This is a genomic window from Curtobacterium sp. BRD11, assembly GCF_031844345.1.
Classification (GTDB): domain Bacteria; phylum Actinomycetota; class Actinomycetes; order Actinomycetales; family Microbacteriaceae; genus Curtobacterium.
Genome location: NZ_JAUZUZ010000005.1, coordinates 222,841 through 245,178, shown reverse-complemented (window position 1 = coordinate 245,178; position 22,338 = coordinate 222,841). Strand labels below are relative to the sequence as shown.

The following is a 22,338-nucleotide window of genomic DNA, read 5'->3' as shown; positions in this document are numbered from 1 at the left end:
GTTCCTTCGTTCGTGTTGGTTCTGCCGCGAAACAGTTGCGTTCGTGTTGCTTTCGGACGTACAGTTCCTCGAACCAACGAGAACGAAGGAGTTCCGGCATGTACGCAACCGAGCGGCAGGACGCCATCGCCGCCACGCTGCAGTCGGCCGGGCGGGTGTCCGTCGCCGACCTCGCCGAGCACTTCGACGTCACGACCGAGACCGTGCGCCGCGACCTCGACGCCCTCGAGACCGCCGGTCTCCTGCGCCGCGTGCACGGGGGAGCGGTGCCCGTCGGACGCTCCAGCGTGGTCGAGCTCTCCGTCGCCGAGCGCGAGGGGCAGCACGGCACCGCGAAGACGGCGATCGCCCGCGCCGCGATGCGCCTGGTGCCGTCGTCGTTCACCGGGTCCATCGCCCTCGACGCCGGCACCACCTGCGCCGCCGTCGCCGCCGAGCTGGTCCGCTGGGAGCCCGCGACCCCCGGAGCCACCCTGACCGTCGTCACGAACTCGGTCCCGATCGCCGCCACCCTGCAGCACAGCGAGCACGTCGAGCTGCACCTGCTCGGCGGGCGGGTGCGCGGGCTGACGAGCGCGGCCGTCGGCACGGCCACCGTCGAGCAGATCGCGGCGCTCCGCCCGGACATCGCGTTCGTCGGCACGAACGGCCTGTCCGCCGGCTTCGGGCTGAGCACGCCCGACGAGTACGAGGCCGGGGTCAAGGGCGCCTACGTCCTCGCGGCGCGACGGAGCGTCGTCCTCGCCGACGCCGCCAAGCACGGCGTCGAGGCGCTCATGCGCTTCGCCCGACTCGACGAGGTCGACACCCTCGTCACCGACCAGGAGCCCCCGGCGGACCTCGCCGGGGCGCTCGCCGACGCCGACGTGGAGGTCGTGGTCGCATGAATCAGCAGGAGCACACCGTGCACCCCAGCACCCGGATCGTCACCGTGACGCCGAACCCGTCCCTCGACCGCACGATCGAGCTGGGCGGCGAGCTGCAGCGCGGCGCCGTGCAGCGGGCCGTCCGGACCACGGCCGAGCCGGGCGGCAAGGGCGTCAACGTCTCCCGGGTCGTCGTCGCGAGCGGCGGGGACACCCTCGCGGTCCTGCCCGGCGACGAGCTCGACCCCGTCCTGCTCGGCCTGGCGACCCGGGGCATCCCGACCGCCGCACTGCCGATCGGTGCCCCGCTCCGCTCGAACGTCACCGTCACCGAGCCGACCGGCACGACGACGAAGCTCAACGAGCCCGGGCCCTCGCTCGCGGGTCGTCTCGAGGACCTCGCGGCGCTCGTCGCCGACGCCGCCGGACCGACCCCGACCGGGCCGTCCGCCCGCTGGGTGGTGTTCGCCGGGTCCCTGCCGCCGGGCCTGCCCGACGACGCGCTCGCCGTGCTCGTCCGTGCCGTGCGCGAGCGCCACGGCGACGACGTCCGGGTCGCGGTCGACTCGTCGGGCATCCCGTTCACCGCGCTGCTGCAGTCGGGGGAGCGGATCGACCTGGTCAAGCCGAACGCGGAGGAACTCGCCGAGGTCGTCGGCGGTGACCCCGAGGTCTACGAGCAGGACCTCGAGGCAGCCGTCGCCGCCGCACACCGGCTGCGTGAGAAGCACGTCGACACCGTGCTGCTCACACTCGGCAGCGCCGGCGCCGTCCTCGTCTCCGGCGAGGGCAGCCACGTCGCCGCCGCACCCCGCATCGTCGCCCGCTCGACGGTCGGTGCCGGTGACTCGTCCCTCGCGGGCTACCTGCTCGCCGAGGTCGCCGGAGCCTCGGCGTCCGAGCGCCTCGCCCAGGCCGTCGCCACGGGGGCCGCTGCCGCGGCACTGCCCGGGAGCGACGTGCCCGCCCTCGACCACACCGACCCCGGCAGCGTGACGGTCCGGACCCTGCACACGACGCAGGTCCCGGCGCCGATCGCCTGACCGATCCCGCAGCACCACCCCGCAGCACCACCCCGAACCAGCACTGCCCGCGCCCCCGGCGCCACTGCAAAGGAGCAACCCCATGTCCGCAGACACGACGCAGCGCCTCATCAGCGCCGAGCTCGTCGGCCTCGACGAGGACCTCGGCGCGACGTCGTCCGACGTCATCCGCGTGCTCGCCGACCGCGTCGCCGCGACCGGCCGCGCGGCCGACGGCGCCACCCTGGCCGAGGACGCCATCAAGCGCGAGGCGAGCGTCGGCACCGGTGTGCCCGGCGGCATCGCGATCCCGCACGCCCGGTCGGCCTCGGTGTCGAGCCCGACGCTGGCGTTCTCGCGGCTCGCACGGAAGGTGCCGTTCGGTGCGCCGGACGGCGACGCCGACGTCGTCTTCATGATCGCCGTGCCCGAGGGCGCCGACAAGGACCACCTCACGGTCCTGTCGACCCTCGCCCGGGCACTCATCCGCGAGGACTTCACCGCCGCGCTCCGCGCCGCCTCGACCCCGCAGGAGGTCGTCGACCTGGTGCAGCGTGAAGTGGGCGGCGAGGTCGCCGCAGCCGGTGTCGGGAACGGGAGCAGTGCCTCCCGTCCGACCACGTCGCAGCCCGCGCAGGCCGCAGCAGCCGGCGGCGCGACCGGCGGCGCCACCGGTGCCCGCAAGGTCATCGTCGGCGTCACCGCGTGCCCGACCGGCATCGCGCACACGTACATGGCCGCCGACGCCCTCGTCGCCGCCGCGGAGCGCGCCGGAGCCGAGATGCACGTCGAGACGCAGGGCTCCTCGCAGGTCGAGCCGCTCGACCCCGCGCTCATCGCCCGCGCCGACGCCGTCGTGTTCGCGGTCGACGTGGACGTCCGTGACCGCAGCCGCTTCGCCGGCAAGCCGCTCGTGTCCGGGCCGGTCAAGCGCGGCGTCGACGAGCCCGACGCGATGATCGCCGAGGCCATCCGCGCCGCCGACGACCCGAACGCCGCGCGCGTCCAGGGCGGTGCCGCGACCGCATCCGAGTCGAACAAGGCCGACGAGCACTTCGGGCAGGCGCTGAAGCGCTGGCTGCTCACCGGTGTGAGCTACATGATCCCGTTCGTCGCGGGCGGCGGTCTCCTCATCGCCCTCGGCTTCCTGCTCTCCGGCTACGCCATCGCGCTCCCGCACGGCGACTCCGGCCAGAACAACGCCGTCTACACGCTGACGAACTCCACGCTCCTCAACCTGCCGCCGGAGGGCCTCGGCTACTACCTCGGTGCAGCGGCCTTCCAGATCGGCGGGGTGTCCCTCGGGTTCCTCGTCGCCGCCCTGGCCGGGTACATCGCCTACGCCATCGCCGACCGCCCGGGCATCGCGCCGGGCTTCGTCGCCGGGTCGATCGCCGTGTTCATGAACGCCGGCTTCCTCGGCGGGCTCGTCGGTGGTCTCATCGCCGGTGCCGCCGCGTACTGGATCGGCCGCATCCCGACCTGGCGCTGGCTCCGTGGCCTCATGCCGGTGGTGATCATCCCGCTGTTCGCGTCGATCATCGCCTCGGGCCTCATGCTCCTCGTGCTCGGTGGCCCGATCGCCTGGCTGATGACCCAGCTGACCGGGTTCCTCAACTCGCTCTCCGGCGCCTCGGCGATCCTGCTCGGCATCATCCTCGGCCTGATGATGGCGTTCGACCTCGGCGGCCCGGTCAACAAGGTGGCCTACGCGTTCGCCGTCGCCGGCCTCGGTGCGGGCACCGCCACGAACGTGGTGCCGTTCGAGATCATGGCGGCCGTGATGGCAGCCGGCATGGTCCCGCCGCTGGCCCTGGCGCTCGCCTCGACCGTGCTGTACCGCAAGGGCTTCACCAAGCCGGAGCGCGAGAACGGCAAGGCCGCCTGGCTGCTCGGCGCGTCCTTCATCTCCGAGGGGGCGATCCCGTTCGCGGCGGCCGACCCGCTGCGCGTCATCCCCGCCTCGATGATCGGTGCCGCGGTGACGGGTGCGATCTCGATGGGTGCCGGCGTCACGTCGCGCGCACCGCACGGTGGCATCTTCGTCTTCTTCGCCATCGGCGACGTCCTGATGTTCATCGTCGCGATCCTGGCGGGCACGGTCGTCTCCGCGCTGGTCCTGGTCGGGCTGAAGAAGTGGGTGCGCAAGTCGCCCGCCGCCGACTCCGTGGCCGCTGAGCAGGCAGCGGTGGCCGGCGAGACGGTCGGGCAGCGCGCGCCGGCCGCCGTGTAGCGGTCGTCACCACACGACGGACGGGAGGCCCGGTGCCAGCTGGCACCGGGCCTCCCGTCCGTCGTCATGTCGGCTCGCGCCGCGGGGTCGTGCCGGGTCGCGTCGCCGGGCCGCGAGACGCCGGCGTCTCCGCGAGACGCCGCCCCGCCGCCGAGACGCCGCCGGATGTGGAGGCGTCTCGGCGACGACGAGGCGTCTCGGTCCGACGCCGGCGTCTCGGGAGCGGCACCGATGACGGCCGGACGCCGGCGTCTCCGCGAGACGCCGGCGTCCGGCGCGTGCGCGGGCGGGTGCACCGCGATCTGTCAGGACACTCAGGGAGACTCGGGGCATGACGACCGCCCTCACGCTGCCGCCGACCCTGCCCGCGACGACCACCGCCGCGGGCTCCCGGCCGGAGGGCACCGAGGACCTCGGTGGGCTGTCGGGCTTCGTGCTCCAGCTCATCGACGCGCTGGGGGAGTGGGGCGTCGCGCTGATGCTCTTCGTCGAGACGGTGTTCCCGCCGATCCCGTCCGAGGTGATCCTGCCCCTCGCGGGGTTCCTGGCGGGTGCCGGGCAGATGAACCTGGTCCTCGTCCTGGTGCTGGCGACGCTCGGGTCGTACCTCGGTGCGCTCGTGCTCTACTGGCTCGGCGCGGTGATCGGGTTCGAACGGACCGTGCGGCTGCTGGGGCGTCTGCCGCTGGTCGACGAGGACGACTTCCGCAAGGCCGCCGACTGGTTCCACCGGCACGGCAAGAGCGCGGTCTTCTTCGGCCGCTTCGTGCCGATCGTCCGCAGCCTGATCTCGCTGCCCGCCGGCGCCGACCGGATGCACCTCGTGCCGTTCTCGGTCTTCACGATCATCGCCAGCGGCATCTGGAACAGTGCGCTCGTGCTGCTCGGGGCAGCGTTCGGCACGCAGTACGACAAGGTCGAGCAGTACACCGAGTGGATCGACCGGGTGCTCTACGTGGCGATCGCGGTCGTCGTCGTGACGTTCGTGGTCCGGCGCATCCGCCGCGTCCGTGCCGAGCGGGCGGAGCAGCGTGCGGCGGCGCAGGACGGCGCGACGGCCGGAGCCGCCCGCGGACGCCGCCGTGCGACGCCCGCGAACGACTGACCGGTCACTTCTTCGTCAGGGCCGACTCCTTGTGGGCGGCCTTGTTGCCGGACTTCTCCGACTCGATGATCCAGTACGGGTCGTCGTCCGTCGGCTTGAAGTCCTGACCGTCGAACGTGAAGTCCTTCGTCTTCTTCTCGACGAGCTTGCCGGTCGTCTTGCCCTGCGAGGTGTTCCAGTGCACCTCGTCGCCCTTCGCCAGCGCCACGATGTCCTCCTTGCGTAGTGGGTGTGGTTCCGTGACTCCGGACCGTACCCCCGCAGATCCGCGGATCCACGGGCATCTGTCCCCCATCACGATGTCGTAACGCCCCTGCGGGATCGAGGTGGGACGCGTACCGTTGACGGCGAGTCAGTTCGCGGCGTGTGCCGCGGTCCCCGATGGCTCCAGACGGAACGACGTGCACCATGACCCTGGTCGACAGCGCACGAGCCGACACGGTCCTCTCCGGCCGCTACCGGCTCGTCAAGCTCATCGGTACCGGTGGCATGGGGTCCGTGTACGAGGCCCGCGACGAGCACACCTACCGGCTCGTCGCCGTGAAGCTGTTCGCGACACCGGACTCGATGACCACGGCCGACCGCGTCCGTCAGGAACGCGAGATCCGCCTGCTCAGCATGCTCTCGCACCCGGGCCTCGTCCCGCTCTACGACGCCGGGACCCACGAGTTCGAGGACGGCCCGCACCGCTTCATCGTGATGGAGCTCATCGCCGACACGACGCTGCTCCGTCGGCTCGCCGGCGGTGCGCTGCACAACTACGAGGTCGCCGACCTCGGCGCACAGCTCGCCGACGCCCTGGCCTACGTGCACTCGCGCGGCATCGTGCACCGTGACGTCAAGCCGGCGAACATCCTCATCAACGACGAGGGCGCATCCGGCTTCGTCCGCTCGGTCAAGCTCACCGACTTCGGCGTCGCCCACTTCGTCGACGGCTCCCGCCTGACGAACGACGGCACGATCATCGGCACCGCCGCGTACCTCAGCCCGGAACAGGTGGCCGGTGAGCCGATCGGCTTCGCGACCGACGTGTACTCGCTCGGTCTGGTGCTGCTCGAGTCGCTGACCGGCAAGCAGGAGTACTCCGGCACCCTCATCGAGGCGGCCCTCGCGCGGCTCCGCAACGACCCGCAGGTCCCCGCGGAAGTGGGTGTCGAGTGGAAGGACCTGCTCGCCAAGATGACGCACCGCGACCCGGCGAAGCGCCCGACGGCCGTGGCCGTCGCGAACGCGTTGCGCGGCGGGTCGACGCAGATCACCGGTCCCGTGCCGCTCGGGCCGGACCGCACGAAGCACAAGCGTGACCACAAGCTGCACCGCGCGGCGCACAAGCACGCGAAGCGCGGGACCTTCACGGCGGTGCGCCGCTGGCGTCGCCGGAACGTGCTCGTCGGCTCGTTCGCCACGTTCGGTGTGCTCGCCGCGTGTGCGGCTGCGTACGTCGCGGGCACGCTGCACTGAACGGGTTCGTCCACAGCGCAGCCCGAGGGCATCGTCCGACGGTCGGCCCTGGCAGGATGGGACCATGACCGACCAGCGCTGGATCAAGATCTGCGGCCTGTCGACGCCCGAGACCGTGGACGCCGCCGTGGACGCCGGTGCGGACGCGGTCGGGTTCGTGTTCGCCGCCGGCAGCCCCCGCACCGTGACGGCCGACCTGGCCAAGGAGCTCGTCGAGCGGGTGCCCGACGGCATCGACGCCGTCGGGGTCTTCCGTGACCAGCCGATCGACGAGGTCGTGGGCATCGCGTCCGAGGTCGGGCTCACCACCCTGCAGCTGCACGGCCGCGAGTCGGCCAGCGACTTCGCCCGTGCCCGCGACGCGGGCTTCTTCACCATCCGCGCGGTGTCCGCCGACGACTACCTGCGCGAGACCGCCGAGCAGCGCGCGGCGTTCGACCACGACCTGCTGCTGCTCGACGCCGCGGTGCCCGGCAGTGGCACGCTGGTCGACCCGGCGGCGCTCGCCGATCGGGTCGACGAGGCCTGGATCCTCGCGGGTGGACTGACGCCCGCGAACGTCGTCGCCGCCGTGCAGGCGCTCGACCCGGACGGCGTCGACGTCTCGAGCGGCGTCGAGTCGGAGCGCGGCGTCAAGGACGCCGCGAAGATCCGCTCCTTCGTCGAGGCGGTCCGCAGCATCCCCTGACCGCGGGCGACGTCGCGCCTGACGCCACCACGGGACGGACGGGAGGCCCGGTGCCAGCTGGCACCGGTCCTCCCGTCCGTCCGTGTGCGCGTCAGCGCAGGGTGGGGATCAGGTCCGTGAGGAACGCGTCGGTGTCCTCCCAGCACTCCACCGCGTGGCAGGGCACGCCGAGCGCCTTCACCGGGTAGTCGTTGCCCTCGGGATCGAGGCGGTCGCCGACGAACAGCATGTCGTCGAGCGGGATGCCCGTCAGCTCGGCGAGGCGACGCATGCCGTACGCCTTGTCGATGCCCTTCCGGGTGATGTCGACGCTGGTCGACCCGCCGGAGCGGACCTCGAGGTCCGGGAGCTCGGCCTGGACGAGTCGACGCAGGTGGTCCTTCTTCTCGCCGGTCGGGTCCCAGCGCTTCTTGACGTCCACCGGAGCGGACTGCCCGAGCGCCGAGAACGTGATCTGCGAGCCGCGGTCCTCGAGGATCTCGCCCCAGGTCTCCGACTCCCAGTAGCCGGCGGCCTTCGCCTGCGACTCGACGGCCGCGAGGGCACGGGCCTTCTCGTCGTCCGTCAGGTCCTCGGCGTATTGCAGGGCCCAGTCCGACCCGGACCAGCGGTAGTACGCCGTGCCGCACGTCGGGAGCAGGTGCAGGTCGTCGAGCACGAGGCCCTCGCGCTCGCGGAGCGGGTGCACGAGCTGCTGCTCGAACTGCTGGAAGTTGCCGCCCGAGATCACCGCGACGGGCACGGTGGCGAGCAGCGCGGCGAACGTCTCGAGCATGCGCGGGTCGAGCGGGGACTTCGACGGCGCGAGGGTGTCGTCGAGGTCGAAGGCGACGAGGCGGGGCGTGGTCATGACACCGATTCTGTCAGGCCCGGTGGGCAGCGGGGTCCCGGTCGTCGTCGTGGAGCGGTGCGCGTCGTCGTGCGCTGCTGCGCGTCGTCCCTACTCCTTGACGAGGACGACCTCGTCGAGGGGCAGGCGGGTGCGCGGAGCGACCTCGCGCTCGGCGGCCTTCTCGTCGAGCTGCGACGGGTCTGCCACGGTGCCGATCGCGGTCACGGTGTAGGGGAGGAAGCGCTCGGGCAGGTCGAAGGCGGCGCGGAGGCCCTCGGCATCGATGCCGGCCATCTGGTGCACGTGGAGGCCCTCGGCGTGCGCCTGGACGGTCAGCGCGGTGAGGGACTGGCCGAGGTCGTACTGTGCGAAGGGGCGCTCGTCGCCGTCCTCGGTCGTGGTCTCGAGGATGCCGACCACCAGGGCGCTGGCGCGGAAGGCCCACGCGGCGTTGAAGCCGAGCAGGTTGTCGTTGATCTTCGCGAACGTGTCCGTGCCGCGACGGCCGGCGACGAAGCGGCGCGGCTGGTGGTTCATCGCGGACGCGGCCCAGCGAGCGGCCTCGAGGACGGCGTCGAGCTGGGCGTCGGTCATCGTCGCGGTGTCGTCGTAGGAGCGCGGGCTCCAGCGCTCCTCGAGCAGCGGCACGAGGGGCTGGCTGGAGTCGGTCGAACGGGAGAGCGTGTCGGGCGTCGAGGTCATGGTGCCTGCAACGGTATTCGATGCGAACGCATTTCCCGGCTGAGTGACGTCACATGTGCGCCGGTCGGCCGCACGCGTTGCCGTCCTGGTCGCCGTCCGTGCCGTCGGGCTGCGAGGATGGGTGCGATGGGTGGCGTGTTGACGGGGTTCGCGATCATCGGCGCGATCATCGCCGCCGGCTACGTGGTCGGGCGCGTCCGCCTGCTCGGCCCTCACGCGCAGTTCGTGATGAGCCGCCTGGCGTTCTTCGTGCTCATGCCGTGCCTGCTCTTCCACACCATCGCCACGGCGCACATCGAGTCCTTGCTTTCCCCGATGCTCTGGGTGTCGCTGGTCAGCGCCGTCACGGTCGGGCTCGTCGCCGTCGCGGTGTTCCGCCTGGTGCTCCGGCGGTCCGTCGCCACGACCACGGTCGGGGCCCTGGCGTCCGGCTACGTGAACGCGAACAACATCGGTCTGCCGGTCGCGGTGTACGTCCTCGGCCAGGCAACCGCTGTCGTCCCGGTCATCCTGCTGCAGCTCGTCGTGCTGGCCCCGCTCGCCCTGACGGTCCTCGACGCGGCGACGGCGGGCGGTGGCGGCTGGCGGTCCCGGGTCGTCGGACCCTTCCGGAACCCGATCATCATCGCCTCGCTCGTCGGGCTCGTGTGCTCCGCGCTCCGCCTCGAGCTGCCGGCGCCCGTGCTCGAACCGTTCTCGTTGGTCGGTGCTGCTGCGGTGCCCGTGGTGCTGCTGTCGTTCGGCATGAGCCTGCACGGCGCGACCCCGCTGCGTGACCGTGCCACACGACCGGACGTGCTCGTGGCCTCGGCGCTCAAGCTGCTCGTCATGCCGGCGGTGGCGTACGTCGTCGCCCGGTTCGTCTTCGGGCTCGACGACCAGGACGTCTTCGTCCTCACCACCCTGGGGGCGCTGCCGGCGGCCCAGAACGTGTTCAACTACGCCCAGCGCTACCAGGCGGCCGTCCCGGTGGCGCGCGACGTGGTGCTCGTCTCGACGATCGGCGCCGTCCCGGTCCTGGTCGTCATCGCCGCGCTCCTGCACCCCTAGCGCGGGCGCGCCGACCGGGGGATGCCGGGGCGTGCCCTGCCGGGGCCTGCCGATGTCGACCGGGCCATTCCTGTCACGGTCAGCGGGGTCGGCCGACCGATCGAGCCCGGTCGGTGACCAGCGCGCGGCACGTCGTGCACGCTCGTGGTGGTCCGAGCGGGCACAGGGTGGCCTCGAGCGCGCTCGGGGACGACAGGGACGGGCGCGCTCGGAGACGACAGGGACAAGCGCGCTCGGAGTCGACAGGGACGGGCGCGCTCGGGGACGTCAGCGGCGGGCGCGCTCGGGGACGTCGGGCGCGGGCGCGCTCCGCGACCGCGGGTGCGGCGCCGGCTGTCGGTCAGGACCGGGCCGGCGTCAGAAGATCATCGGGCGATCGTCGTCGAGCGAGGTCTCCAGGTCGAGGTCGACCGACACCGGGACGTGGTCGCTCGGAGCGTCACCCTTGCGCTCGTCGCGGTGGATCGTGGCGCCGACGGTGACGTCCGCGAACGCCTGCGACCCGAGCACGAAGTCGATGCGCATGCCCTCGTTGCGGGGGAAGCGGAGCGACTTGTAGTCCCAGTAGGTGTAGCCCTCTGGCGCGAGGGGGCGGACGACGTCCTGCAGCCCGCGGGTCTCGAACTCGCGGAACGCCGCACGCTCCGGCTCGCTGACGTGCGTCGCGCCCTCGAACACCCGGAGGTCCCAGACGTCCTGGTCGAGCGGCGCGACGTTCCAGTCGCCCATCAGCGCGAGCGGGGTGTCCGGTTCGGCGTCGAGCCACTCGGTCGTGCGGTCGGCCAGCTGTGCGAGCCAGTCGAGCTTGTACGTGTAGTGCGGGTCACCGAGCTCCCGGCCGTTCGGGACGTAGAGGCTCCACAGCCGGACACCGTCGACGGTGACGCCCATCGCCCGTGCCTCGACCGGCAGGTCCGGCCCCTCGTGGCCCTTGAGGAAGCCGGGCTGACCGGGGAAGTCGCGGGTGACGTCCTCCATCGGCAGGCGACTGGCGAACGCGACGCCGTTCCACTGGTTCAGCCCGTGCGCCTCGACCTGGTAGCCGGCCGCCTCGAACGCCTCGACCGGGAACTGCTCCGGCTTGCACTTGATCTCCTGCATGCCGAGGACGTCGACGTCCTCGCGCACCAGCCAGTCGACGATCCGGCCCACTCGGGTGCGGACGGAGTTCACGTTCCAGGTCGCCACGCGCATGGGATCGAACCTACCGGTGACGGCTGGCACGCCGCTCGCGCCGGACCAGGAGCTGACACCCGGCGCGTCCGGCCCGACGCCGCTGGCCCGACGCCTCTGGCCGGGTGTGCGACATCGCACCCGTCGATCGACAGGTGCGATGTCGGAGTCGCGGCGTGACGCGCGCCGCCCGCCGTGCAGCGCCGGCGTGACGAGCGCCGCCCGCCGTGCGCTCCGGACTAGAGGCGGACGCCCCGCGCTGCCATGAACGGAGCCGGGTCGATCGTGGCGCCGTTGATGTGGACCTCGTAGTGCAGGTGGCAGCCGGTCGAGTTGCCCGTCGAGCCGACCAGGGCGATGAGCTGCCCCGCCGAGACCCGCTGGCCGGGGGAGACCCGGAAGCCACCGTTCACGATGTGGCCGTACGCGGTCGAGACACCGCCGCCGTGGTTGATGCGGACGTAGTTGCCGTACCCGCCGTACCAGCCGACGTACTCGACCGTGCCGGACGAGGCCGCGACGATCGCCGTCGAGCAGCCGCTCGTCAGGTCGAGTCCGTCGTGCTTCGTGACGCGACCGGTGATCGGGTGCACGCGGTACCCGTACGGGCTGATGACGTAGCCACCGCCGGGGCGCACCCAGCCGGTGCCGGAGCCGGAACCGACCCCGCCGCCCCCGCCGCCACCGCCGGCAGCCGGAGCGGGCGCACCGCCGCCGCCACCGCCACCGCGGTTCGCTGCCGCCGCCTGTGCGTCGGCCAGCCGCTGGGCTTCGCGCTGCCGTGCGGCCTCGGCCTCCTGCCGGGCCTTCTCCTCAGCCGCCTTGCGGACCTTCTCACCCTCGGCGAACTCGGCCTCGGTGCGCACACGCCCCGAGGTCAGGGTCGCGAGCTGGGCGTCGAGCCGCGCCTTGTTCTCCTGCTGCTCGTCGTACGCGGCCTGGACCTTGTCGGCGGCTGCCTGGGCCGCCTGCATCTTGCGCTCGGCCTCGGCCGCGAGCTCGTCGAGCGCCTTCGACGCGCGGTCGGCCTGCGCGGTCAGCGACCGGGCGACCGAGGCGTCGGCGCTCGCCGCTGCCTCGACCCGCTCGGCCTGCTCCGACAGCTTGCTCAGGGCGCCGAGGTCGTACAGCAGGTCGCGGGCGTCCTCGCCCTCGGCCAGGACCGACGCCGTCACGTCGGCGCCACCGTGCCGCGCCATCTGCGCCGCGAACTGCCCCGCCTGCGACGCGCTGCGCTCGGCGATCTCGGCGTGCTCGTCGGCCTCGGCACGGAGCTTCTGCTCGGTGGCCGCGGCTTCCTGCGCTTCGCTCTGCGCGTCGAAGAAGTCGTCACCGAGGCGCTTCGCCTCGGCCTCGGCTTCCTGCACCTGGTCCGACAGCCCGGAGATGACCCCGCGGATCTTCGTGATCTGCTCCTGCTTCGCGGACTCCTGCCCCCGGGCCGCCATGACCTCGTCCCACGAGGGGTACTTCGCGGCGCTCGCGCTCGGCGCGTCGACGAGCACCGTCGCGAGCAGGCCGGCGAGGGCCAGGCCGGTGGCGGCGATTCGGAGACGGAGGGCGGGGCGCGGGACGCGGTGGCTTGTGGGACGAGTCACGGGGTCGAGCCTATACATCCGTACAGCCGGCGCGACACGCCGCCGCGCCGCCTGTGGAGAACTCCCGACGGCATCGCGGGCCGCGACCGCGCCTCAGAAGCCCCGCTCGCGACGGATGGCGTCCGCGCTGCCGACCACGTCGCGCTGCAGGACGGCCGCCCCGACCGTGCCCGCGTAGTCGTAGACGTCGAACCCGGTGCAGTGCGTGATGGTCGCCGGCGCCCCGAGCGAGTCCTCGACCGCGGTCGTCCAGACGTCGTTGGCACCGATCACCACGAAGGTCGGTCTGGCGTCCCGGTAGGCGCCGAGGTCGACGAGCCACGGGTAGGTCTCGAACGTGTCCCGGACCTGCAGGAGCTCGACGTCGTCGGACGCGTACGCCGCCAGGGGCCGGACGGTCCAGAACTGCCCGACGCCGGTGACCTGCCGTCCGTCCGCCCAGCGGTCCAGGCAGTCCGCCGGCGCGTACCGGGCCGTCGCGACGGTGCTGACCGTGGTCGGGGCGTCGGCCGCCCCACCCAGCAGGACCACCGCCGCGGCGATCGCCGCGGCGAGCTGCACGCCGCGGCGCGGCCGGTGCACCCGGGTCCGACGGACGGCGGAGCGCACGAGCTCGGCGACGGCGACGAGCGCCAGGAGCGGTGCGGTCACGATCGGCTCGAGGTACCGCGGTGTCTCCGACCCGGCGACGACCACCCCGACGGACACCGCCACGACCGTCACGAGCGGCAGCACGGTCGCGACGAGCACGGTCCGCGCGGTCCGCACCCGCCAAGCCCAGACCGTGCCGCCGACGGCCAGCACCACGCCCGCGAAGAGCAGCAGCAGCTCGGCGTCGCCACGGGCCGACCCGGCGCGGTCGTCGGTCAGCGCCGCGAAGAAGGCGAGCGTCCGGCCCGCCTGCTCCGGGTGCACGTAGGTCGACGGGTCGAGCGACACGAACGGGGCGAGCGGGATCCGGAGCAGGTACCCGACGACGGAACCGGCGACGAGGACGGCCGACATCCACCCGGTCGGACGCCAGGGGACGCGTCGCGCGAGCGAGAGCAGCACGAGGGTCACGACGACGGGCGCCGCCGACCACGGGACGTACAACGGGTTCGACGCCGTGGTGCACGCGGCGACGAGGCCGGTCACGACGAGGACGACGACGGAGGCGCGGCCGGTCCGGACCGCGCGGAGCACCAGGACCGCGGTGCCGAGCATGGCGAGCACAGCGCCGTAGTAGTAGGTCGTCGTCAGGAGGAGTGATCCGAGTTCGAGCGAGGTCGCAGTTGCCGTGTACTCCGTGAGCACGATCGCGGTCACGAACCCGAGCGCGACGGCGGACACCGCGATCCTGGCCGACCGGCGTGCGGCCGGCATGAGCTCGTTCGCCGCCGCCCGCACCAGCGCGTACACGGCGAGCAGCACGAGCACGCCGTTCAGCGCCAGCGCCTGCTGCGGGGTCGCGGTGACGAGGGAGCAGAGCAGGTAGACGGGCAGCTCGGGGAAGAAGAACAGGGCCGGTGACATCGCCCACTCGAACGGCTGCCCGAGCCGGATCGACCGTTCGACGAGCGGCAGCAGGACGGAGTCGCCGTCGTACCAGAGCAGGGCGACCCGCTCGGTGACCAGGACGTGGCCGAGGGCGATGACGGCCAGGGCGAGCGCGACGGCGGCGCCCAGTGCCTCCTGGCCGGACGCGACCCACCGGCGGCGCGACGGCGGACCCGCCGGAGCGATCGCGACCGGCTCCGGGACCGCAGCGCGGCCGGACGGGCCGGGCGCGACGGGTGACATGAGCGGAGCGTACCGAGCGAGCCGTGACGCCGCCTGGCGATGGCGTTCCGGGGCCGAGCGACTACCCTTGTGGGCTGTGACCGACACGCGCGACCAGCTGATCCAGCACATCTCCGCAGACGCGGTGTTCCACGGCGACTTCACGCTCACCAGCGGCAAGCAGGCGTCGTACTACATCGACCTGCGCAAGGTGAGCCTCGACCACCGGGTCGCTCCGCTCATCGGCCAGGTGATGACGGACCTGCTGCAGCAGGTGCCGGACGTCGACGCCGTCGGTGGCCTCACCATGGGCGCCGACCCGATCGCGAGTGCCGTGCTGCACCAGGCCGCGGCGCGCGGACTCTCCTACGACGCGTTCGTCGTGCGCAAGGAGCCGAAGGACCACGGCCGCGGCCGCCAGGTCGAGGGTCCGGACGTCCGCGGCAAGCGCGTCGTCGTGCTCGAGGACACCTCCACGACGGGCGGCTCGCCGCTCAAGGCCGCGGAGGCGCTCGAGCGCGAGGGCGCGATCATCGCCGCAGTGGCCGTCGTCGTCGACCGCGACACCGGCGCGAAGGAGCGCATCGAGGCGGCCGGCTACCCCTACTTCGCCGCGATCGGACTGGCCGACCTGGGGCTGAGCGCGTGACCGGGGAGCGTCCGGACGACGCGCGCGATCCCGACCGTCCGTCCGGCCCGACAGACGGGGCGGACGACCGGGAGGCCCTGCGCGCGTCCGGCTCGGACGCTCCGTTCCGCGGTCTCCGCAGTGCCGCCGACATCTTCGGTGCGCCGCGTGGTGCCGACGAGTGGCCCTCGCGCCGCGAGCGGCGCGAGGCGGAGCGGGCCGCTCGTGAGACCGGCGCGCCGCTGCCGGAGCCGTTCGAGCCGGAGGCCGTCGATCCCGCACCGGTCGCGCCCGCACCGGTCGTGCCGGCGCCGCCCGTCGGCGACCGTGAGGCCGGGTCCGGGCCGGGGTCCACGTCCGGGGCTGCGTCCGGATCCGAGTCCGACGAGGATGCCGGGGCGACCCAGGCGATCCACATGGGCGACGAGCTCCGCGAGCCGTCGGAGAACCCGCAGGCGACGGTCGAGCACGAGCGCGAGACGCTCGGGGACCGCATCCCGCCCGCTGCGCCGGTGCCGCCGACGAGCACGGTCTCGCACCCGTCCTCGATCTCGCTGCCGACCGCGATGCGCCACCGGGACGAGCGCGCTGCCGAGAACCGCGCCGTCGACGACGAGCGACGACGTGCCGACCCGTTCGGCCAGGGGCGCAGCGACGTCGACTGGCTCGGGCGGGTCACCGGGTCACAGCCGGGAACGCCCGCGCCGACGCCGACCGGGCCGGTCGCGCAGCCGCTCGGGGTCGAGAACGTCCTGCCGCCCGCGCCGGCACCCACGAACGAGCCGCCGAGCTTCACCGAGCTGCTGCGCCTGCAGGGAGCGGGTGACGCTGCCCCGGCCGGCGCGACGGAACGACCCTTCGACTGGGCGATCCGGGACGACGAGACCGGCGAGGTCCCGACGACGCTGACGACCGGCCGGTTCGACACCACGGCACTCGGGGCGGGGTCGTGGTCGCTCGCGGACGAGGCGGACGACGACGTGGTCGCGGGCGAGGTCGACACGCCTGCCGGTGGGCTCCCGAGCGGGCTGCTCGCGGCGCCGGTGCCGGCACCGCTGCCGGTACCCGCTCCGGTGCCGACGTCGGCCCCGGAGGATGCGAAGGACGACGACGTGGCACGGACGACGGCGCTGCCGTCGGTGCAGGACGACGACCGGGGCGACCGCGAACACCGCGACGACGTGGCACGCACGACGGCGCTGCCGGCGGTGCAGGATGACGACCGGGGCGACCGCGAACACCGCGACGACGATGCACGGACGACGGCGCTGCCGGCCGTGGGCGGTGTCGGACGTGACGACTCCGCTGCCGACGCGCCGATGCCCGTCGCTGCAGCGGCGACCCCCTGGTGGGCGGAGCCCGACGCCATCGTGCCGCCGACCGCGGCGCCGCCGCTGATCGAACCGGCGTCGTCGGACGCCACCGCTGCGTACCCGGCGCACCTCCCGCCGTCCGTCGGCCAGGACCTCCGGGGGCTGGCCGGCGATCGCGACGCCCGCAGCGACCGCCGCGACGATGACGACGTCCACGACGAGCGGTACGACGAGCACCCCGTCGAGCGCCTGCCCGCCGCTGCACCGGACGACCTCGACCAGGACGAGTGGGACGGCCGCGAGACGAGCGACACGAGCGTCATCAAGGACCTGTTCGGCACGGCTGCGGTCGGGCAGCTCGGCGACACCGGGTACGACCCCGAGGACTCGGGGACGCGCATGATGCCCGCGGTCGCCGCTCCGGCCGGCGCTCCCGGTCGTGACGGGACGCCCGGTGCACGCGCAGCAACCCGTGGGACGGCTCCCGACCGCGCGGCCTCGGGGAGCACGGCTCCCGGCGACGGCGGCGGGCGGGACAACTTCATCAACGAGGGCTTCGGTCGGCTCGCGGGCGAGGGCAAGCGCGGCAAGCAGTTGCTCGTGATCGGCGCCGTCGTGCTCATCGTGGTGCTGCTCGTGGCGGTCTTCGGGCTCACCCGCTGGATCCTCGGGAACTCCATCAGCGAGGAGAGCGCTCCCGCGGCGAGCGCGTCGTCCGCCGCTGCGTCGGCCGCTCCCTCGGACGAGCCCTCGGCAGAGCAGTCCACCGAGGCCGCCGCGGCCCCCGCACCGCCGCTGCAGTTCGCGACCACCCAGGCCGCCCCGGGTGAGCACGCCTGGAACGAGCTCGCCGGCGGTGAGTGCCTGTCGCCGTTCACCGACGCCTGGGCGCAGTCCTTCACGGTGGTCGACTGCGCGGCAGCGCACGCCGGGCAGCTGACCTCCCGCATCCAGGTCGAGGCCGGAGCGTGGCCGGGGCCGGACGACCTGGCGGCGCAGGCGGCGCAGGTGTGCCAGACCGCCCAGGCCGTCGACACCGCGGCGGCGGCGCGGTACGGCGACGTGCAGGTGCAGGGCACCTACGCGCCCGACCAGGAGACCTGGGACCGCGGCAACACCTTCATCTCGTGCTTCGCGACGCGCTCGAGCGGCCAGCCGTTGACGGGCTCGCTCGCCCCGAGCGGCACCTGACCCGCCCCTCTCTCCCCAAGACGCAACCTCGGCGGTTGCTCGCAGCGTTGTACCGCTGCGAGCAACCGCCGACGTTGCGTTTCGCGAGGGTAGCCGCGCCGCAGGGCCGGGGCCGGCGGGGGCGCGGGGTCGCGGGGGCGGGGCGGGCGGCGCCGGTCAGGACGCGGCGGGGACCCGCGCGGACGCCTCGTCCAGGGTGCGGAGCTCCTCGGCGCCCAGCTCGAGGTCCGCGGACGCCAGGAGCGCCGGCAGCTGCTCGGTGTTCCGCGCGCTCGCGATCGGCGCGACGACGTCCGGCTGGGCCTGCAGCCATGCGAGGGCGACCGATGCGATCTCGGCCTCGTGCGCCTCGGCGATGCGGGAGAGCGCGTCGACCACGGCCAGTCCCTCGTCCGAGAAGTAGCCCGACACCTGCCCCTCGCGGTCCTTGCCGGCGAAGTCGTCCTTCGTGCGGTACTTCCCGGTCAGGAACCCGGCGGCGAGGGCGAAGTAGGGCACGACCCCCAGGCCCTCGGACGCTGCGAGCGGGGCGATGTCCGACTCGTAGGGCTCACGGGTGACGAGGTTGTAGTGCGGCTGGATCGCGACGGGCAGCGCCAGCCCGTTCTCCTTGGCGATGCGGATCCACTCCTCGGCACGCGGACGCGAGTAGTTCGAGATCGCCGTGTACCGGACGAGGCCCTCCTGCACGAGCTGGTCGAACGCGCGGACGGTCTCCTCGAGCGGGGTGTCCTGGTCGTCGAAGTGCGCGTAGTACAGGTCGATCCGGTCGGTGCCCAGCCGCTCGAGGCTCGCGCGGGCAGCCGCGGCGACGTTCGACGCCGACAGCCCGCTGTACTGCGGGTGCTGCGAGACCTTCGTCGCGACCACGACGTCGTCGCGCTTCCCGGACGCGCGGAGCCACGAGCCGATGACGCGCTCCGACTCGCCGCCCTCGTTGCCCGGCGCCCACGCGGAGTAGACGTCCGCGGTGTCGACGAAGTCGCCGCCGGCCGAGGTGTACGCGTCGAGCACCCGGTGCGAGGTCTGCTCGTCGGCGGTCCAGCCGAAGACGTTGCCGCCGAGGGCGAGGGGGAACACGTGCAGGTCACTGGTTCCGATGCGGGGCATGGGGAGTCCTTCCGGTGCGGTACGGGTCTCGTCCACGCTATGCCCCGGCTCCGTGCACGTGACCAGCGGGTACCCGGTGTTGCATGAGGGGATGACCACCCTCGCCGACGACCTCACCGACCCCCGCTCGTCCGTCCGACTCCGTGCCGTGATGGCCGCCGGCACCGAGGCGAGGCCGTCCGACCTCGAGGTGCTCGTCGAACGCTGCGCCGTCGAGCCGGACCTGCAGGTGCGCGAGGCCCTGACCTGGGCGCTCGTCAGGCTGCCGGCGGAGACCGTCGTGCCCCGGCTGACGCACGAGCTGCACCGTCCGGAGGCGCAGGCGCGCTCGCAGGCGCTCCACACCCTGTCGAAGATCCGCGACGGGTCGGTGTACCCCGAGGTGGCCGACCGGCTCGGCGACGACGACCCCGGTGTGCGTCGGACGGCCTGGCGCGCGGCCGTCCTGCTCGCTCCGGCCGAGGAGGGTCCCGCCCTCGCCCGACGCCTCGCCCGCGAACTCGGTCAGGGTGACCGGGAGACCCGACTCGCGCTGAGCCGTGCGCTGGTCTCGCTCGGCGAGGACGTCGTCGCCCCCGTCCTGGCAGACGCGTCCGAACGTCGCGGCGAGGCCGTGCGCGCGCACGTCGAAGAGACCGGACGACTGCTCGCCGACCCGGACGCCGGATCGGCGCTCGCGCTCGAACGCGCCCGTCGCGAGATGGCGCTCGGACGCGGCAAACGCGCCTCCGGGTGACCACCTGACGGACGGGAGGCCCGTGGCTGCGCCGCCACGGGCCTCCCGTCCGTCACACGGTGCGCCACGAGCGTGTCCCGCCGTTCCGGGGCGGGCCGCGGAAGACGCGGATTCGGATCGACGAACAGGCTCGATCGGCTTGCGCACGCGGATCGGAGCGCGCCAAGGTGGACGGCGAAGGGGAGTAGCTCCCAGCGCGTGCATCGACACACTGGCCATCACGACGATCGGCCCGGTGCACCACCTGCCGGTCCCACCCGGCGGGCGAGCGAGACCTTCGGCCGTTCTGCCGTGCCGAAGCGCTCCCCACCCCTGCGCGATCGGTGCGGCCCGACCAAGGGACCATCCCGTGATCGACACCTCACCCGTCCGCGTCGTCGATGCCGACGCACCACCCGCCCGCATGGGCCGCAGCGCCTGGGGGCGCATCGCGATCTGCATCGTGATCGCCCTGCCCGCCGTGGTCTTCCGCGTCACGGGCTCCGCCCCGAACCCCGTCGTCGACCTGCTGGTCTTCGGCGGTGCGGTGGTCGCCGCCTCGTTCCTGCTCGCCTGGGCCGCCGAGGCCGCGCAGAAGGACATCTCCGGCGCCCTCGCCATCGCGATCCTCGCGCTCATCGCCGTGCTGCCCGAGTACGCCGTCGACCTGTACTACGCGTTCCGCTCCGGGTACGACCCGTCGTACGAGCAGTTCGCCGCCGCGAACATGACCGGCTCGAACCGGCTGCTGCTCGGGTTCGGCTGGCCCCTCGTCGTGGTGATCTCGCTGCTCGTCGCCCGCCGGTACGTCCGCGCCGGCACCCTGCCCCGGTCGGCGACGAAGGTGCTGCAGCTGGAGCAGTCCTCGCGGCTGGACATCGGCTTCCTGGCGCTCCTGGCGGTCGTCGCGTTCCTCATCCCGCTGATGGGCTCGATCCCGCTGTGGTTCGGGTTCGTGCTGCTCGCCGCCTTCGTCGCGTACCTGTGGCGGGCGTCGCAGGCGCCGGACGACGGCGGCGACGAGGAGATGGTCGGCATGGCGGGGAACATCGCCTCGATGCCGCAGCGTGCGCGCCGCTGGACGATCGTCGCACTGTTCCTCGTGGCCGCCGCCGTCATCCTGTCGTCGGCGGAGCCGTTCGCGGACGCGCTCGTCGAGTCGGGGAGCGCGCTCGGCATCGACAGCTACTTCCTCGTGCAGTGGCTCGCGCCGCTCGCCACCGAGGCGCCCGAGTTCATCGTCGCAGCGCTCTTCGCCCTGCGCGGGATGGGCGGCGCGGCGATCGGGACGCTCATCGCGTCGAAGGTCAACCAGTGGTCGCTGCTCGTCGGGTCGCTGCCGATCGCCCACGTGCTCGGTGGCGGGACGACGGGCGGGCTGCCGCTCGACGGTCGGCAGGTCGAGGAGTTCGTGCTCACCGCGTCGCAGACCGTGCTGGGCGTGGCGATCATCATCGCGCTGCGCTTCCACCGGTGGTCGGCGATCGCGCTCGTGGCGCTGTTCGCGGTGCAGTTCGTGGTGACGGACACGAGCGGGCGGTGGGTGCTGAGCGGGGTGCACGTGGTCGCGGCGCTCGTGGTGCTGTGGATCAACCGGAAGGACATCGTGCCGACGTTGCGGGCGCCGTTCCGGCAGGCCGGCGCCGCCGGCGCTCCGGCCGCGTAGGCGGCGGCGCGGCTCCGCCCGCGGCTGCGGCCGCGGCGGCTGCGGCTGCGGTCGGTTCCGGTCGTACGACCTGCCGTCGGCGGCCGTTCCGGTCGCACGACGTGCCGTCGGCGGCCGTTCCGGTCGCACGACGTGCCGTCGGCGGCGGAGGTGAGCGGCATGTCGTGCGACGGGAATCGTGGGACGGGAGGCTCGGGGAGGGCTGGCATCGGGCCTCCCGTCCGATGGGCGCGCCGGCGGTTCCGGTCGCACGACCTGCCTTCCGGCGGCCGTTCAGGTCGCACGACGTGCCGTCGGCGGCGGAGGTGAGCAGCATGTCGTGCGACGGGAATCGTGGGACGGGAGGCGCGGGGCGGGCTGGCACCGGGCCTCCCGTCCGTTCGTGGGCACCAGCCGCATCGAACGGTCAGGACATGCCGCGCGCGTCCCGTCGGGCGGGCAGGATCCGTCGGCAGGAGCCGCCGAGTGTGACAGGAAGTGCCCGCTCGGCGAGCGGGCGGCGGGGCCGACGGGCGGGCGGCTGGCGTCAGTCGGCGTCGGGGGTGAGCCAGATGGCCGAGGCGGCGGCGGCCGGCAGGTCGACGAGGGACTCCTCGCCGTCGGGAGCCCGCCGGCTGACGGCGATCACACCCGCGTAGTCGCGGACCCGCTCGACGCGCAGGTGCGTGCCCAGTGCGACCCCGAGCTCGTCGAAGTACCGGAGCAGGGCCGGGTCGTCGTCGGACACCCGGTCCACGACCCCGCAGGCACCGGGTTCGACCGAGCCGAGCAGCGTGCCCGCCGACGACGGGACCGACCCGTCCGTCGCCGGGATCGGGTCACCGTGCGGGTCGTGCGTCGGGTGGCCGAGGTCGGCGTCGACCCGCTCGAGGAACGTCTCGGACACCGCGTGCTCGAGCGCCTCGGCCTCGGTGTGGACCTCGTCCCACGAGTAGCCGAGCCGCTGCACCAGGTACGTCTCGATGAGCCGGTGGCGACGGACCATCGCCACGGCGACCTGCTGCCCGAGCGGGGTGAGCACGACGCCGTAGTAGGGGGTGTGCTCGATGAGGCCGTCGCGGTCGAGCTTGCGGAGGTTCCCCGACACCGTCGACGCCGAGACCCCGAGGGCCGCCGCGATGTCCCGCGTCGCGAGCCCCTCGCCGCCGCGCTCGGTCGACTTCCACACGAGCTTCACGTAGTCCTCCGCCATGACGGACAGGGAGGGCAGGCGCATGCGTCAAT

The 22,338-nt window shown here is 73.3% G+C and carries 19 protein-coding genes; 11 read left to right on the top strand and 8 right to left on the bottom strand.

Annotated elements, in window-relative coordinates; all coding sequences use genetic code 11:
- The first annotated feature begins 98 nt into the window (after nt 1–98).
- The 4 genes from Q9R28_RS13090 (at nt 99) to Q9R28_RS13075 (ending at nt 5,226) form a co-directional block, all read left to right on the top strand.
- A complete protein-coding gene (locus Q9R28_RS13090) occupies nt 99–887 on the top strand; it encodes a DeoR/GlpR family DNA-binding transcription regulator (protein WP_311206298.1) in 789 nt (262 codons plus the stop codon).
- 17 nt (nt 888–904) lie between these two features.
- Nucleotides 905–1,909, top strand: coding sequence for a 1-phosphofructokinase family hexose kinase (locus tag Q9R28_RS13085; RefSeq protein ID WP_235426453.1), 1,005 nt, complete (start codon nt 905–907; stop codon nt 1,907–1,909).
- A gap of 82 nt (nt 1,910–1,991) precedes the next feature.
- Nucleotides 1,992–4,121 carry a fructose-specific PTS transporter subunit EIIC gene (locus Q9R28_RS13080; RefSeq protein WP_311206297.1) on the top strand — a complete coding sequence of 710 codons (2,130 nt, stop codon included), beginning with the start codon at nt 1,992–1,994 and terminating at the stop codon, nt 4,119–4,121.
- Nucleotides 4,122–4,452: 331 nt separating this feature from the next.
- Nucleotides 4,453–5,226 (top strand): DedA family protein, encoded by a 774-nt coding sequence (locus Q9R28_RS13075; RefSeq protein WP_311206296.1) that lies wholly within the window; start codon nt 4,453–4,455, stop codon nt 5,224–5,226.
- 4 nt (nt 5,227–5,230) lie between these two features.
- On the opposite strand, the gene Q9R28_RS13070 is transcribed toward Q9R28_RS13075, so the two are convergent.
- Entirely contained in the window at nt 5,231–5,434 is a 204-nt protein-coding gene (locus tag Q9R28_RS13070) for a DUF2945 domain-containing protein (RefSeq protein ID WP_311206295.1), read from the bottom strand.
- 200 nt (nt 5,435–5,634) lie between these two features.
- Between Q9R28_RS13070 and Q9R28_RS13065 the strand changes: the two genes are divergently transcribed.
- Both Q9R28_RS13065 and Q9R28_RS13060 read left to right on the top strand, forming a co-directional pair.
- Nucleotides 5,635–6,687: a serine/threonine-protein kinase gene (locus Q9R28_RS13065; RefSeq protein WP_066652012.1), complete on the top strand. Its 1,053-nt coding sequence runs from the start codon at nt 5,635–5,637 to the stop codon at nt 6,685–6,687.
- Nucleotides 6,688–6,751: 64 nt separating this feature from the next.
- A complete protein-coding gene (locus tag Q9R28_RS13060) occupies nt 6,752–7,375 on the top strand; it encodes a phosphoribosylanthranilate isomerase (RefSeq protein ID WP_209684114.1) in 624 nt (207 codons plus the stop codon).
- A gap of 91 nt (nt 7,376–7,466) precedes the next feature.
- On the opposite strand, the gene Q9R28_RS13055 is transcribed toward Q9R28_RS13060, so the two are convergent.
- Nucleotides 7,467–8,225 carry an HAD-IIB family hydrolase gene (locus Q9R28_RS13055; protein ID WP_311206294.1) on the bottom strand — a complete coding sequence of 253 codons (759 nt, stop codon included), beginning with the start codon at nt 8,223–8,225 and terminating at the stop codon, nt 7,467–7,469.
- A gap of 90 nt (nt 8,226–8,315) precedes the next feature.
- Nucleotides 8,316–8,909, bottom strand: a complete 594-nt coding sequence (locus tag Q9R28_RS13050; RefSeq protein ID WP_066652018.1) for a nitroreductase family protein — start codon at nt 8,907–8,909, stop codon at nt 8,316–8,318.
- Nucleotides 8,910–9,035: 126 nt separating this feature from the next.
- On the opposite strand from Q9R28_RS13050, the gene Q9R28_RS13045 reads away from it, so the two are divergent.
- Entirely contained in the window at nt 9,036–9,959 is a 924-nt protein-coding gene (locus Q9R28_RS13045; protein ID WP_066652019.1) for an AEC family transporter, read from the top strand.
- A 357-nt stretch (nt 9,960–10,316) separates the two neighbouring features.
- Here Q9R28_RS13045 and Q9R28_RS13040 read toward each other — a convergent pair whose 3' ends face one another.
- The 3 genes from Q9R28_RS13040 to Q9R28_RS13030 all read right to left on the bottom strand — a co-directional run bounded on the left by Q9R28_RS13040 (nt 10,317) and on the right by Q9R28_RS13030 (nt 14,512).
- On the bottom strand, nt 10,317–11,153 hold the full coding sequence (locus Q9R28_RS13040; protein WP_311206293.1) for an exodeoxyribonuclease III: 837 nt from the start codon (nt 11,151–11,153) through the stop codon (nt 10,317–10,319).
- 218 nt (nt 11,154–11,371) lie between these two features.
- Nucleotides 11,372–12,730 (bottom strand): M23 family metallopeptidase, encoded by a 1,359-nt coding sequence (locus tag Q9R28_RS13035; RefSeq protein ID WP_251154127.1) that lies wholly within the window; start codon nt 12,728–12,730, stop codon nt 11,372–11,374.
- A 93-nt stretch (nt 12,731–12,823) separates the two neighbouring features.
- Nucleotides 12,824–14,512, bottom strand: a complete 1,689-nt coding sequence (locus tag Q9R28_RS13030) for a hypothetical protein (RefSeq protein ID WP_311206292.1) — start codon at nt 14,510–14,512, stop codon at nt 12,824–12,826.
- 76 nt (nt 14,513–14,588) lie between these two features.
- Here Q9R28_RS13030 and pyrE point away from each other — a divergent pair, with 76 nt between their 5' ends.
- Both pyrE and Q9R28_RS13020 read left to right on the top strand, forming a co-directional pair.
- On the top strand, nt 14,589–15,140 hold the full coding sequence (gene pyrE / locus Q9R28_RS13025; protein ID WP_066652024.1) for an orotate phosphoribosyltransferase: 552 nt from the start codon (nt 14,589–14,591) through the stop codon (nt 15,138–15,140).
- A complete protein-coding gene (locus Q9R28_RS13020) occupies nt 15,137–17,623 on the top strand; it encodes a hypothetical protein (protein ID WP_311206291.1) in 2,487 nt (828 codons plus the stop codon). Before pyrE ends, Q9R28_RS13020 begins: the two co-directional genes overlap by 4 nt.
- A gap of 156 nt (nt 17,624–17,779) precedes the next feature.
- Here the strand turns inward: Q9R28_RS13020 and Q9R28_RS13015 are convergent, their stop codons facing one another.
- Nucleotides 17,780–18,733, bottom strand: coding sequence for an aldo/keto reductase (locus Q9R28_RS13015; RefSeq protein WP_066652028.1), 954 nt, complete (start codon nt 18,731–18,733; stop codon nt 17,780–17,782).
- 91 nt (nt 18,734–18,824) lie between these two features.
- Here Q9R28_RS13015 and Q9R28_RS13010 point away from each other — a divergent pair, with 91 nt between their 5' ends.
- Together Q9R28_RS13010 and Q9R28_RS13005 are read left to right on the top strand one after the other, a co-directional pair.
- Nucleotides 18,825–19,469, top strand: a complete 645-nt coding sequence (locus Q9R28_RS13010; protein WP_311206290.1) for a HEAT repeat domain-containing protein — start codon at nt 18,825–18,827, stop codon at nt 19,467–19,469.
- Between the two features lie 349 nt (nt 19,470–19,818).
- A complete protein-coding gene (locus tag Q9R28_RS13005; RefSeq protein ID WP_311206289.1) occupies nt 19,819–21,114 on the top strand; it encodes a sodium:proton exchanger in 1,296 nt (431 codons plus the stop codon).
- Between the two features lie 526 nt (nt 21,115–21,640).
- On the opposite strand, the gene Q9R28_RS13000 is transcribed toward Q9R28_RS13005, so the two are convergent.
- Nucleotides 21,641–22,330 (bottom strand): metal-dependent transcriptional regulator, encoded by a 690-nt coding sequence (locus tag Q9R28_RS13000; protein ID WP_271825663.1) that lies wholly within the window; start codon nt 22,328–22,330, stop codon nt 21,641–21,643.
- Nucleotides 22,331–22,338: the final 8 nt, after the last annotated feature.

What these genes read in the sequence shown, in the direction of transcription:
- Q9R28_RS13000 (WP_271825663.1), bottom strand. Translation starts at nt 22,330, where the DNA reads ATGCGCCTGCCCTCCCTGTCCGTCATGGCGGAGGACTACGTGAAGCTC.
- Q9R28_RS13080 (WP_311206297.1), top strand. Translation starts at nt 1,992, where the DNA reads ATGTCCGCAGACACGACGCAGCGCCTCATCAGCGCCGAGCTCGTCGGC.
- Q9R28_RS13010 (WP_311206290.1), top strand. Translation starts at nt 18,825, where the DNA reads ATGACCACCCTCGCCGACGACCTCACCGACCCCCGCTCGTCCGTCCGA.
- Q9R28_RS13050 (WP_066652018.1), bottom strand. Translation starts at nt 8,909, where the DNA reads ATGACCTCGACGCCCGACACGCTCTCCCGTTCGACCGACTCCAGCCAG.
- Q9R28_RS13090 (WP_311206298.1), top strand. Translation starts at nt 99, where the DNA reads ATGTACGCAACCGAGCGGCAGGACGCCATCGCCGCCACGCTGCAGTCG.
- Q9R28_RS13075 (WP_311206296.1), top strand. Translation starts at nt 4,453, where the DNA reads ATGACGACCGCCCTCACGCTGCCGCCGACCCTGCCCGCGACGACCACC.
- Q9R28_RS13055 (WP_311206294.1), bottom strand. Translation starts at nt 8,225, where the DNA reads ATGACCACGCCCCGCCTCGTCGCCTTCGACCTCGACGACACCCTCGCG.
- Q9R28_RS13065 (WP_066652012.1), top strand. Translation starts at nt 5,635, where the DNA reads ATGACCCTGGTCGACAGCGCACGAGCCGACACGGTCCTCTCCGGCCGC.
- Q9R28_RS13015 (WP_066652028.1), bottom strand. Translation starts at nt 18,733, where the DNA reads ATGCCCCGCATCGGAACCAGTGACCTGCACGTGTTCCCCCTCGCCCTC.
- Q9R28_RS13045 (WP_066652019.1), top strand. Translation starts at nt 9,036, where the DNA reads ATGGGTGGCGTGTTGACGGGGTTCGCGATCATCGGCGCGATCATCGCC.
- Q9R28_RS13060 (WP_209684114.1), top strand. Translation starts at nt 6,752, where the DNA reads ATGACCGACCAGCGCTGGATCAAGATCTGCGGCCTGTCGACGCCCGAG.
- Q9R28_RS13030 (WP_311206292.1), bottom strand. Translation starts at nt 14,512, where the DNA reads ATGTCACCCGTCGCGCCCGGCCCGTCCGGCCGCGCTGCGGTCCCGGAG.
- Q9R28_RS13040 (WP_311206293.1), bottom strand. Translation starts at nt 11,153, where the DNA reads ATGCGCGTGGCGACCTGGAACGTGAACTCCGTCCGCACCCGAGTGGGC.